At 65.8% G+C, this 12,918-nt stretch carries 5 protein-coding genes, 1 tRNA gene and 2 pseudogenes; 4 read left to right on the top strand and 4 right to left on the bottom strand.

Annotation, left to right across the window (positions count from 1 at the left end):
* The first annotated feature begins 177 nt into the window (after nt 1-177).
* A tRNA-Leu gene (locus AB0B02_RS30785) sits at nt 178-261 on the top strand.
* On the opposite strand, the gene AB0B02_RS30780 is transcribed toward AB0B02_RS30785, so the two are convergent.
* The 3 genes and pseudogenes from AB0B02_RS30780 to AB0B02_RS30770 all read right to left on the bottom strand — a co-directional run bounded on the left by AB0B02_RS30780 (nt 243) and on the right by AB0B02_RS30770 (nt 4,021).
* A complete protein-coding gene (locus AB0B02_RS30780; protein ID WP_357306355.1) occupies nt 243-1,988 on the bottom strand; it encodes a recombinase family protein in 1,746 nt (581 codons plus the stop codon). The two genes, AB0B02_RS30785 and AB0B02_RS30780, sit on opposite strands and share 19 nt — an antisense overlap.
* Nucleotides 1,989-2,267: 279 nt before the next feature.
* Nucleotides 2,268-3,110, bottom strand: a pseudogene (locus tag AB0B02_RS30775) (DNA methyltransferase); the annotation flags it as partial.
* An 18-nt stretch (nt 3,111-3,128) separates the two neighbouring features.
* Nucleotides 3,129-4,021: pseudogene (locus AB0B02_RS30770) on the bottom strand (IS5 family transposase).
* Nucleotides 4,022-4,211: 190 nt separating this feature from the next.
* Here AB0B02_RS30770 and AB0B02_RS30765 point away from each other — a divergent pair.
* Nucleotides 4,212-5,084, top strand: coding sequence for a hypothetical protein (locus AB0B02_RS30765; protein WP_357306352.1), 873 nt, complete (start codon nt 4,212-4,214; stop codon nt 5,082-5,084).
* Nucleotides 5,085-5,824: 740 nt separating this feature from the next.
* Here the strand turns inward: AB0B02_RS30765 and AB0B02_RS30760 are convergent.
* Nucleotides 5,825-7,816: a GIY-YIG nuclease family protein gene (locus AB0B02_RS30760; RefSeq protein ID WP_357306349.1), complete on the bottom strand. Its 1,992-nt coding sequence runs from the start codon at nt 7,814-7,816 to the stop codon at nt 5,825-5,827.
* A gap of 348 nt (nt 7,817-8,164) precedes the next feature.
* Here AB0B02_RS30760 and AB0B02_RS30755 point away from each other — a divergent pair, with 348 nt between their 5' ends.
* Both AB0B02_RS30755 and AB0B02_RS30750 read left to right on the top strand, forming a co-directional pair.
* Nucleotides 8,165-8,476 carry a trypco2 family protein gene (locus tag AB0B02_RS30755; protein WP_357306346.1) on the top strand — a complete coding sequence of 104 codons (312 nt, stop codon included), beginning with the start codon at nt 8,165-8,167 and terminating at the stop codon, nt 8,474-8,476.
* On the top strand, nt 8,463-12,353 hold the full coding sequence (locus AB0B02_RS30750) for a trypsin-like peptidase domain-containing protein (RefSeq protein ID WP_357306343.1): 3,891 nt from the start codon (nt 8,463-8,465) through the stop codon (nt 12,351-12,353). The genes AB0B02_RS30755 and AB0B02_RS30750 overlap by 14 nt, the downstream gene beginning before the upstream one ends.
* Nucleotides 12,354-12,918 lie beyond the last annotated feature (565 nt).

The following is a 12,918-nucleotide window of genomic DNA, read 5'->3' as shown; positions in this document are numbered from 1 at the left end:
GCCGGTTCCGCGCTACCCGCCCGACCGTGGGCGGCGTTGACCTGCGAAGACGTGCGGCGTCGGAGGTGATGTGCATGATCGTTTCGACCCGTGTACAGTAATGCCCCGTGCGGCCCTCGGGGCCGGCCGAACCGGTGTGAACGTCACCGCGGCCGACCAGGTAGGCTGAGCAAGCAGGTCCGGGTGGCGGAATGGCAGACGCGCTAGCTTGAGGTGCTAGTGCCCGTATAGGGCGTGGGGGTTCAAGTCCCCCCTCGGACACGTACAGTTACCCCACAGTAATCAGCGTCAGGCTTAGCCTCGACGCTGATTTTGTTTTCACCGGGGTTGTAGGTGAGAGCGAGCCGTAGCTCGCGGTAAACGGTGCTCTTGTCCTCGCTGCGGGCGTCGCGCAGGGTGGTGCGGAGGTCGTCAAAGCTGCCGACGAGGCGCCGGATGTCGTCCTCGGTGAGGCGACGGGGAGCCTGCGCTTGTGCTGCCGTTGCCGCGTTGCGTTGGGTGAGGGCGGCGGCGCGTTGGGCGTTGACCTCGGCCATCCAGCCGGCGACGGTGGCGGGGTCGCCTCCGGCGTCTGCGATGGCGCGGTATTGGGCGAGTTTGGCATCGCATGCGGCAATGATCTTGTTGGCGGCGGTGATCTCTGGCGCCATGCTGCCGGGGCGGGCGTCGGGTTGAGCGGCGTGCAGCCGGCGGATCGTATCGGTCAGCCGATGCGGGGCGAACACCTTGAGCAGCCAGTTGTCGAGCGCGGGGACGATGTCTCGTTCCGCGACGTAGACGTTGCGGGGGTGCTGGACATGGTTGGCCAGGGCGTACTCGTTGGGGTAGCGGCACCGGTAGTAGGCGGTCTCGTGTGCCTGGTGGCTTTGCATCTTGCGTCCGCACAGTCCGCAGAGCATGAGACCGCGAAGGATGTAGTGGCGGCGCGTCTTTCGTTGCCGGGTGCCGGTGCGACCTCGACCGCTGGCCGCCATGATCGTCTGAACAAGCTCGAAGTCGTTGACGGTGACGAGCGGCGGATGCGCGATGGTGTCGGACCATACCCATGAGGTCTTGTCGTTCCAGCGCATCCGGGTTTCGTAGCCGAGGGCGACGTCGTTGACATCGAGGAGTACCTCGTCCTTGCGCTGTTTGTTCCACACTTGCCGGCCGGTGTAGCGGGGGTTGGACAGGATGTTCTTGACGGCGCTCTTGGCCCAGCCTTCGCCGGTGCGGTGGGGGTTGCGGGCAGGATCGGCGGCTGATGGTGACGGGATGCCGTCGCGGGTGAGGGCCTCGGCGATGGCGAAGTAGCCGTTGTTGGCGAGGTACAAGGCGAAGATCCGCCGTACGACGGGCGCGGTGGCCGGGTCGGGTTCGAGCTTGTGCAGGCGGCGGCCGTCGGCGGCCTTGCCCGGGTTGGGGTGAGGTCCGGCGTCGGCGAGGCGGTATCCATAGGGCGGGCGCCCGCCGAGGAACCGGCCTTCGATCTTCGCCTGCGAGGTCATCGCCGTGCGGACGCGGACCTTCACCCGGGTGCGTTCGCCCTTGGACATGCCGCCGAACACGCTCATGATCAGGTCATGCGCTTCGGACTCGGGATCGATCGCGCCGCCCACCTCCGGCACCCACAGGCCGACGCCGTAGTGCGAAAAGACCGGCATGGTCAGGCTGTACTGGTTGCCGTAGAACGCGCGTTGGGGTTCGCCGATCACGACGGCGTCGAAGCCTCGGTTCGGGTCGGCGAGGGCGTCGAGCAGCCTGGCCGCTTGGGGCCGCCGCTTCCATGGCAGGGAGCGGGACAGACCGATGTCGAAGAACACGGCGACGACGATGCCGCCAGCCGGTTCGATGAGGCCGGTAGCGCGTGAGCGTTGCCAGTTCCTCGACGCTACGGGATCCTGCTGATCCTCGGTGGAGACGCGGCCGTAGAAAGCAAACTGCCGGTGTGCATGGCCGGCGAGCAAGGTAGCGGCAGCTTCTTCGATTCGGTGTACGTCGACGGTCACAGAACGTGCCTTCCGGGTGTTGAGGGGTGCGCATCCGCTGACCATCCGGGGTTGGGTAGCGCCGGACGCGCCATCGACCAGATCCACGCATACGGGGATGAAGAGATCAAGCTTCCGTGGACTCGACCGGCCCCTGGCGACTACTGGCGGACGAGCGTTGCAGCAACGTAAGCAGCGCGCGGGCCACGGCGTCGGTCAGCTCCGGGTCGGTACGGAATTCGATGGTCGGCGCTGGTCTTGCCCCGGGTGGCGTAGCCGGCTTCCCCGGCGGGCGGTCGCTCATGAGGAAGCCCTCATGATCACCACGTCTTCGTGCTGGACGAGCCACTGCGGATCGCCGGCAGCGATCGCGTCTCGGATGTTCTTCTGCTGAAAGAACGAGGCGCGGGGAATGATCACACCGTTGCGGACGCCGCAGATGAGGGCGATGCACTCCTCGACCAGTTCGAGGCCGGCGTTGATGCCGGCGGCGGCGACCATGCCGGGGATGTCGATGAGTTCGCCATGGCGGCGGTAGGGCCGGGCAGTGACGACGACGTGTCCGCCGGGCCGCAGCAACGTCCGGCAGCCGGCGAGGATCGCGGTGAACCCGTCGGCGAGTTGGCCGTGGCTGCGGTAGGCGAGGTTGTCCCCGTCGCCGTACTTGTGATGGATCTTGCGGACCCCGCCGCGTCTCGGGCCAGGGGTACGAACGTGACCGTGGGTGGACGATCCGTAGGGCGGTGAGGTGATCACGAGGGAGACCTGGCCGTGCAGGCTCGCCGGCAACAGGGTCGGCAGGGTGGTCGAGTCACCATGGTAGATCTCGCCCCGGCCCGGCGCCCCGGCCTGCACCGTGCGACGGATGTTGTCCGCCGCCATGGCGACCCATTCGGCTTCGTACTCCACGCCGACGCCGTGGCGGCCGAGGTGCATGGCCTCGACGACGGTGGTGCCGATACCAGCCATGGGGTCGAACACGACGTCGCCGGGGTTGGTGTAGGTGCGGATGGCGTACCGGGGGATGGTGGGCAGCATCTTGCCGGGGTGGGCCAACGACTCCGGGGTGTACCGGCCGCGCCGCAGGTCACGCGACGCGATCTGACCGGTAAGCCAGACCGAACCGAGGTAGCCCTCAGCTAGGGCCTGTGTCGAAGTCGGTCACAGCCACTCGTTGATGGCGGCGAGGTGGATGGTGGCTTCGTAGCGGACGGCCAGCTTGTCGAAGCGGGTGGCCACGGCTCGGTTGCGTTTGAGGCGGTTGATGCCGCACTCCACGGCGTGGCGTTGCTGGTAGATGTGCGGGTCGAAGGCCGGTGGCCGGCCGCCTTTGGATCCCTTGGCCCGCCGGTTGGCGTCCTGGTCGGCCTTGCTCGGGATGGTCGCGGCGATGCCCCGTCGGCGCAGGTAGGCCCGGTTGGCCTTCGAGGTGTACGCCTTGTCGGCCAGGACCCGGTCCGGTCGTGTTCTCGGTCGGCCGGTGATCAGGCGGGGAACGCGGATCGCGGCCAGAACCGGGATGAACTGGGGGCTGTCGCCGCGCTGCCCGGCAGTCAGCACCATGGCGAGGGGTTTCTGGCCTTGTTCGCAGCCCAGGTGCAGCTTCGTGGTCAACCCACCGCGGGAGCGGCCGAGCGCATGATCGGTCGGCTCAACGCTGACGCCGCCGGGTGGCTCGGCCTGCAGATCCCCCTTTTCCTCGCCCCAGCCGCATGCTGGTGGGCGCGGGCGCTGGTCGAGTCCACCGACACGTCCCAGGTGATTCTGCCGTCCGCATCGGCGAGGGCCTGCAACGCGGTGAGCACCTGCTGCCAGGTCCCGTCGCGCTGCCAGCGGCGGAACAGGGCATACACCGCCGACCAGGACCCGTACTGCGGTGGCACGTCCCGCCACGGCGCGCCCACCCGGATCCGCCACCGGATCCCATCGATCAACTGCCGTCTACTCCATGACGACGGTCGACCTGGCCGCTTACCCGCCGGCAGCAACGGCTCCAGCACCGCCCACTGCCCGTCGGTCAGGTCGAACCGCCTCGTCACCGCTAGGGTGTCCACGAGGTCTCCGGTTTCAGGTTCTGCTTGGCCGCTGAACCATCTACCGGAGACCTCGCCTACTTTCGATCTCCGACACGCGAAGATCCTCAAATCAGCTCAAGCCCTGGCCCGGACTTCGACACAGGCCCTAGTAGACGAGCTGTGGGACGCCCTGGTCGCGCGCTTCGACCGGGCAGATCTCGACGACAAGTTGGCCCTGCTCCGGCGGCTGCGACGGGTAATCTTCTATCAGGCAGCCGCGTTGCTGAGGATCTGCCAGCTCGCGTACGAGGGCTGTACGGCACCTGACGCCGATCTGGAGTGCCGGGACCAGATCAGGGCCGCGCTGCCGCCCGTGCTGGAGAAGGCGGCGCTGGATCGGAAAACCTTCGCCGATTCGGTCGATCTCCTTTGGAAACTGGCTGGGCAGGACGGGCGAACAGACCAGCGGCAGACAGATCATCCCGTCCAGGTCCTGCAAGACCTGGCCGAGTTCAAGCGGTGGAAGCCGCTGGAGTTCAACGCTGGAATGGTCGACGCCGCGAAGCGGTGGATCGCGGCGAGCCCGGGCAGCAAACCCCGGGTTTCGCCGCTGGAGATTCTCCAGCCACTGCTGGCCACGGAGGTCGACGAGAAGGAGTCCGATGGGGCCCAGGTGACTCTTAAACAGTTCCAGCTGGACCCCGTGGCGGTGTCGTCACTACGACGGCAGGTCGTCGACCTCGTTCTAGACGAACTGTGGTCGCCGGATCGCTGGCGAGCCGTCCGCGCCGCAGAGACTCTGCAAAAGGCGCTGCAGTACCCTCACGGGTTCTACGGATACACCGTTCCTGCAGAGCAGCGGGACGAGTGGACACCCGACTTCCTGGAAACGCTTGGCCTGCTCGGCGACCGTGTCGCCACCCGGCCGCTCGACCCCGTTGTCGCGATCGCGGTCCGCAAAGCCTCAGGTGGCACGCTCGTTCTGCCCCCGGCGCAACTAGGGCAGCAGCGAGATCGGTCCTGGACGCGCTCCCGGACTCTATCGAGTACGAGATCGCAGTGGCTCTGCACGATGGGTGGGGGGAACTGCTGGTTGACGTGAACGACTTCCGCGAGGCGCAGCGGGTACTGGCCGAGAAGCTGGAATCCCTCGCGTGCCGGGCCCTGGCGAATACGTCGGAGGAAGCGTTGCTCGACGAACTCGCCGGTGGCCTGCTGGCTGAGCAGGAAGCCGCGTTGACCGGACGGCAGGCGAATCCTGAGCCGTTCGCCCGTGCCCTGATGCGAAACCGGCCCTCGCTCGCGCACGCTCTCGTGGCGTCGGTGATCCGCGAACCGGAAAGCCCGCTGGCGCGCCTGCTTCCGGTTGCTGCACACGAAATCCTGCTGAGCGATGCCGACGCTGGATGGGAAGCGGTGAGCAGGCTGCTGCGCTGCGAGCACCTCACCCTCACTCGGCTGACTGCGAACGGCCTGAGCCGCTACCGCGGCCACCAAGGGCCGATGGACGCCCGGGAGCAGGCGACACTCCGCCAGCTGCTAAACCACGAGGACGAGACAACTCGACGCCTGGCCTTGCAGGCGGTGCGTTGGATAGGCGAGTACGACCGGGCCAGCGCCGCGAACCTTGTCCTGTCGGTCTCCTTCCAGCACTCGCCGGCCGTGGCCGAGGAGGTGCTCTCCGCCTTCGGAGAGCACGGCTATCTGTCATACGACGATGTCGACGCCGCAGACCGTGAACAGCTCCTCGCCGGAATAGCCGGATCCGCCACAATCGAGCAGTACGAGGTCCAAGATTTCCTGGCCGGCCTCTCGGCAGTGCAACCCGAGGCGGTCATGCGACTACTGAAGCGCCGGGCGAAGCCAGACGCGGAACAGCAGGCCGACGGGCACCGTGCCTTGCCGGCCGAATGGCAGGAGACTCTTCGGTTCCGCAGTACCGCGCGCTTCCGCGACTTCCTGTGGGAGGCCCTGGACTGGGTCGCCGAGAACATCGACGACGCTAGCGTCGATGACTGTGGAGCGCTCTTCGCGGCGGTGGCGGTGACGTTCGACGACGACGTCCGGGAAACGCTGGACCGGGCGCTGGAAAGCAACTCGCTGCAGCACATCAGGGCACTCGGCGTAGTTCTGGAGCACGCTCAGCGTACGTTCGTCTGGGTGCACTCGGACTTCGTCGTCCGAGTCCTTCGCGCTGCGGAAGAGCACGGCGAGCGTTGTCGCCGGGAAGTCCGTCGCGGCCTTCACCGCTCTGTACTCAGCGACGGATGGGGAGGCCCGGTTGGTGAACCATTCCCCCAGGACATCGAGCAGCGCGACCGGAGTCGCGCCGTTGCGGCAACACTGGCGGAGGGTTCGCCAGAGCGGGCTTTCTATGACGAACTGGTTGGAACAGCAGAGGCAGCCATCCGCTTGGAGGTCGACCATGAGCGCCGCTTCCTCGAACACCGCGACTGGTGAGATGCCCCGCTCCGGAGGTGCCGTGATGAGGGCGGCGACGATGGCGCGGGCGCCGGGCGTGTGGACGCAGTCGTCGGCGATGTCGGGCAGAACTGCGACGGGGAGCTGGGCGTCGACCCGTTTGACGAGGGTGCGCAGGCCGTCGTTGTGTTCCAAGATTCCGCCGAGGTGGCGAATGACCTGGGCGGCGGTCCCGGCAGACAGGTCGAGGTCATGGTCGATGCGGGTGGCGTGGTCGGGTCCGTAGATGTGGTCGAGGGCGTGCGGGTCAACGGTGAGTAGGGCCTTAGCCATCTTCTTGTCGAGGCAGCCGCGGCGGGCGAAGAGGCGCAGTACAGGCCCGACGGCATCGGGTTCGAGTCGCCGGCGGCTGTACACGGAGGTGAGCGCGTCGAGGATGTCGAGGAGCCCGGGTTCGTATGGGTTGTCGCCGTTGATGGCGTCGGCGGCACGGCCGACGAAGGGCTCACATTTCTCCGCGATTCGCAGGGCTTCGCGGACGTCCTCCTCATCGGTGACCCAGGCATGAAACTCGGGGCCGGCCGCAGGAATGCCGCAGCGATACGCGAGCTGTCGCCACGGTGGCATGACGGCGAGGTACCACCGGACGAGAGCGAGGTAGCGGCCCGCCTCGTAGCGACTCGTGAAGTGCTTGATTCCCGCCACCGCCTCCAAACAGTTCCGGACCTGCTTCTCCCAGCATCCCCAGGCGTCGGCGAGACCGATCTGGTGGTACGCGTCGGCCAGGACGAGACCTTCGGCCTCCCGGACCGCGCGGCCGAACTCCCCGAGCAACCGCGCGCTCTCCGGCAGGTAGCGGTCAGGGTCAGAAATCTCGTGTAGAGGTTTTGGCGGCTGCGCCTGGGCTTCCTCCATTGCCGCATGAACAGCGGCGACTTCCTGGATCGCCTCCCATGTCTCGTCGGACAGGATGACCGCAGTGTCGAAGCCGGGAGCCAACGGACCGGTGACTGCCCGGATCCGAGCGGCGGTGCTCCGCCAGTGGGTCAACTCGCGCCGACGAGCCTTCTCCGCCTCGCGTTCGGCGAGAATCCTCAGTGCCGCGGCCTTACCGTTGACGTTCAGCAGCGGCTCGCGACGCAGCGTCCTGGCGTGGATCTCGTAAGTCTCCGCTGCGGCGAGCCCGGCGACGGGCACGTTTTTCCGGAGCGGTTCGACCATCGGCACGAGACCGACCGTTTTGAGTTCGGCGATCCAAGCCCGCAGCGCATCCGATGCAGGTGAGGTGAGATGCCCCTTGAGTCGAGTGGCGAGCGGGGCGGTGGTCGCGCCGACGTAGCAGACGCGCAGGTCGCGGGGGTCTTTGAGCACGTAAACTGTGCCGGTGGTCGCCTCTGCAGCGGTCTCGGCCACCGGGTCCTCCTCTGTCCGTGGTCCGGCTTCGTGCTCATGCTGCCTGGCGCGTGTGACGCTCCTTGGCTGGGATGCTCGGCCCGGCGGCCGCAGCAGCGGCACTCGCCCGGTTGTCAACCGCGCGCACGGCCTCGCCCTCGGAAGCGGCGCACGTTGTCGTTCGCAAAAGGTATGCCCATCGGTCGCACGGGTTATGGATGTTTAGGGCAAACCCGGCTTCTGCCGCCGTCGTCAGCTCGTCAGCTCGTTGCTCGTGCCCGTTTGCTCCGGGAGTGGGCACGCTGGTGATGGCGCGAATGAGGTTGACTTGCTGTGGGCATGCGATGGATAGCGTAGGAGGGCTCCGGCGTGGACGGTGGAATCGAGCTAGCTGACCTGCTCTGGCAACTACGGCATGAGCTGAGTCGAGCAATGTGGGCCGGGGAACGGACCGACCTACGGTTCGAGGTTGGGCCGGTGGAGTTGGAGCTCACGGTGGCAGTTGAGAAGTCCACCGAGCCTGGAGTGAAGGCCAAGTTCCTGGTGGTGGAGGCGGAGATGGGTGGGCGGCGGGCATCGACGGTCACGCAGCGGATCCACTTGACTCTGCATCCACGGTTGGCTGATGCCCCGGAGCGCTCGCCTCTGATCGCAGGGCGTTCCGAGGATGGCGAGCGGTGAGCGGCCGTGGCACGCGATGACTGATGGCGTAACGCTCTCAGCCGGCGAGCGCTCGATGGGCCTAGACGGGCGGCGAGTCGCCGAGGTGATGTGCATCCGCAGGGACGGATCTGCGCAGCGTGGTTCGGGCTACCGTGTTCGTGATCGGCTGGTTCTCACAGCGGCCCATGTCGTGAGCGATGTCATGGAGGTGACGGTCCGGTTCGACGCTGACCAGCCGGGCGAGTGGTCAGCGCCTACGACTGTCGCCTGGTGTGATCCGTCGGCAGACGTGGTGCTGTTGCGACTGGAGCGGGTCGATGGCCCGTCCGAGGTGGTGCCGGTGCGGTTCGGCCGTCTCGCGCGCCGGGCCGAGCGTGTGGAGGCACACCTGGTCGGCTTTCCGCGGTGGAAGCTGCGCAGGTATCCAGATGGCAGTCGGATCCGAGAAGCGCATCATGCAGTGGGTACTGTCGCAGGGCTATCCAATCCCAGGTCGGGCACCCTGGAAATCACTGTTGATCCGCCCGCCGAAGATCCGGATCTGGCTGTGTCGCCCTGGGAAGCGATGTCCGGGACTGCGGTGTGGGTCGCGGACCACATCGTAGGCGTTGTTTCGGCACACCACCGTCAGGAAGGTCTGAGCCGGCTAACCGCCGTACGGCTGGAATCACTCGAGAATAGCGAGCCAGCGAGCATCCTCGGCTTTCCTGACGGTGCGGAAGTGCTTGCGGACGTCCTCGCCTTGGTCGAGGGGGCCCCTACGGGGCCGTCCCGGGCCAGGCCTTCTGGCGGGTTCTTAACGGCGCTGGCAGTCGAGGATCGCCTGTTGCCGCCAGTACGTCGTAACGCGGCGTTCACCCATGTAGACGCGCAACTGGCGCACGCGGTAGGAATGGTTCGTTCCTTCGGCGCTCTTGTCGTTATCGGCGCAGAAGTCTCGTCGGGCCGCTACCCGATGACAGCGCAGTTGCCGCCGCTGCTCTGGCAGGCAATCGACGATGTTCCCGATGCGCTTGCAGAGCTACGCGCACGAATGAGCGCCCCCGGGAGCGCGAAGGAGATTCTGTCATCCGGGCCTGACGTGCTCCAGGTTGGATGGCAGATTGTTCGAGAGTTCCCGCTCGCGCGGCGCGCCTTCCAAACAGCCTTCGCGGCGCTTGACAGCGATCGGGAACCGTCGGGCGCCCATTTCGACTTGGCCCGCCTCGTGAACACGGGCCACGTCGAGGTGGTGGTCTCGTACAACTGGGACACCTGCCTTGAACGAGCACACGAGCGGATGTACGGAGTGGGATTGCCGGCCGGCCTCCTCCACAAGCCGCACGGGGACGCTGCGCGTCCTCATCACGACGACTGGGTGCTCCCAGACGAAGACGGACAGGTTCCAACCGAGGTGCTCAACCAAGTCGTCCAGCTCTCGGATCGACCACGAACGCTTGTCGTGGTTGGGTACGGCGGCCGCGATGCGGCCGTCGTCGAATCGCTACTTGCGCCACTCGAGAAGCGATGGCCCGTTGTTCGCGTCGGATTGTCTGCCACCGGCGAGGGAGCAATCGCAAGTACCGCCGATTCGGCCCTTGCGGCGCTTGCCTCACAACTTGCACCGCCCGAGCCTTTCAAAGCCTGGAAATACGTCGCGTTCCTGCAAAGCAGGAGTTTTCTGGCAGCACTGCGAGGAGAACGTCTTCGCCCAACGGATGTGGAGGCCTGCCCAGAGTTGCCGGCTGCTCCGAGACTTGCGGAGCGGCTACTTGCTTCGCGGTTCGCAACATTGTCGGGGTCGAGCGGCACGGGGAAGTCCGTTACTGCCTTTCATGCTGCACGCCGGCTCAACCGTCAGGGCTGGAAGGTGATCGAACTGAAACAGGCCGGAGTCGCTTCAGCGGCCGATGTTGAGGAGTTCCGGCGCCTGAATGGTCCCGTGCTTGCAGTGGTCGACGACGCTCAGGCCATCGATCGTGGCGTGGTCGCTGACTTTGAATCGTCCGCTGACGACACCCACGCCATCCTGTTGGTCTCGACCGAGCGGCTCGAGGCGCGGGATGACGAAACGCTTCTCGCGGCTCAATCGATGCAAGTTCTGCACGAGTACTGCCGAGCCAACATCGAGATGGTTGGCCCGCTGCTCACCCAACTCGACGACCGAGTCCGATGGTCGGTATTTTCCGATACGCCCGAGCAGCGCCTGGATCTCGCGGTGCGCACGGCCACCGAGCCTTGGCTCTACATGTTCGTCGCATCCGGCGGTGAGCGCCGCATCATCGGCGCGCTGGATCGGGCGGTTGAGGACGTAGCTGCGGCGCTCGTGCTCGCTTTCATCTGCATCGCGCAGATGACAAGCCGTGACGCGGGAGTAACGCGGGAAGAGCTCGTGGCGGCTGCGGTACGACATGCGAGCATTCGGTTCGCTCCCGGTGGTGTCTTGCAGCGGAACCGTATCGACCGCGCCTTGTTCCTCCTGACGAACGAGAAGCTCATCCGCGAACATGACGGCCGGATTCGCGCCGCGCATATCCGTATCGCTGAACGAGCTTTGCAGAATCTTGGACAACGCGAAACGGCCGAAATCGGGCCGACGGTGCGAGCTTGCGTGCGAGCAGCCTTGCTCGACGATGCCATCGAAGTCGCGGGCAAGTTCTGGCTCTTTCGGGTCTTCGAGCGAATGGATGTCTATCGTTATCAGTGGGCGAACTCTATCGTCGACGAAGCGGTCTCGGCGCACCTTCTCCACCAGTGCCTCGCGGCAGCGCCAGGCAGCGAACGCGGCGTGGCCCTCAATCTGGTCTGGGCTTCGGAGTGGCTGCGCCAACTTTCCGACACTGCGGCAGATGAGCTCGCAGACAGCATCATCAGATGGCTCCCTGACCTGACGTCCGATGAGGTCAACGGCTATCGGTGGACGTTGAGCGGGCTCCGCTCAAGACACGAAGCGGCCTACGTGCGGATTCGCGATGCTGCCTCGGCCCGTGCCATCGCCGAGCGGCTCTCCGTTGCTGGGAGCCGCCGGGCAGCGTCGGACTGGACGCACATCATCCAGGAGCTCCGCCCGGACTGGAGAGGCGGTGACCTGCTGGCATGGAGCGACGAGTTCGAGAACGCAATTGACGCGGAGCTTCTCATTGGCTGGTTGTCTGACCGAGACTCGCACTCCCACCCCTTCGAAGTATACGAGCTTATCAATGCGCTCGCGTCCATCGCGCCGCAGACGGCAAAGATAGCTTTCGAGGCGTGTGGCGGTGAGATACGTGGCGCGATGGAACGTGATCTCGCGGACGCGGCGAGCAACTTCGCGAGCTGGGTATTCGGCACGATGACTATCGTGGCGATGCTCGCAGACGCCCCATCGGCACGCGATGATGATGAAGATCATCATGACCGCGAGCCCGACGAGTCGGACGCTGCTCGCTCCGCCTTCATGAACGCCAAGGAGCCAGCCCTCCGCGAGCTGGCGGCCAGTGTCCTCGCAGCAATGAAGGAAGTTGACTGGAGGGCCGCTGCACGGTCGCTGGATCGGAAGAAGAGGCACCAACTCCACAACCTCGACTTGCTCTTAGCCTGGCTGGCGTACCTGTCGACGGACATCACGGACGAGATCGCAATTGCGTTGTCCAGCAACTGGCTCTTGCGTATCGTTGGAGAAGCACGCGAAGAGGGAGGAATGGAAGGTAGTCCGTACGGAGCTATCGACTATTGGCTCTACCACCTGTCATGGGGAGGGCGAGGTAAAGCCGTCGTGCGCGGTTTTCTAGCGGAGTACGAGAACGAGATTAAGCCGCTCCCTTCTATCCTCGTCAGGCGTTACCCCGACCTCGCGGTGCAGTCGATACGCAATGGGCGGGCGTCGAGGTTCATGCTCCACGCGGCTCAGGGTGGGCCCGTATCACCGCAGACTTAGAGGCCATAACCGCTACTGATCGCGAAGCCGCGTTGCAATGGCTCGGCCAGATTTCTGACGAACTTTTAGCGGCGTTCAGCAAGCCGCAGAAACACGACCTGGCCGGAATCGACCGATTCATAGATGTCGCGGACGAGTTGAACGCTGAGGTTCTCGACGCCGTCGTCCAGCGAATCGATATTGAGAGTGCTCGCGAGAGCTGGAGGGCGAGGTGGGAAGACGCACGAGACGGAATGCGGCCGGTGCTCCAGCGTGCCTCCACGGTTCCAGGCGCTGCGGCTGCGTTCGCCACACTCGTGATGAGGACCAGTGGCGATGGCAAGGTCGATCCTGACGATTTAGCGCATTGGATTTCGGCCTTTGGGTGACGCCTGATCGTCTGGCTCGGGCCTCTACCCCTTGGCGTCTCTGGCTGGCACCCGCAGCCGCGGCCAGACTTGCCGCCGTTGCCGCAGGTTGTATGGAGTCACCCCGTTACCTTTTTGATCGTCCCCAGCCGGGGACCCTCGGTCGCCCGGCCCGGTATGACTTCCTGCCCCTGTCGTTCGGATGATCCGGGGGGTGT

It is taken from the genome of Micromonospora sp. NPDC049240 (assembly GCF_040647835.1).
In the GTDB taxonomy this organism is placed as follows: Bacteria; Actinomycetota; Actinomycetes; order Mycobacteriales; family Micromonosporaceae; genus Micromonospora.
The sequence above is the reverse complement of the archived record's forward strand: the minus strand, read 5'-3'. Positions and strand labels throughout refer to the sequence as shown.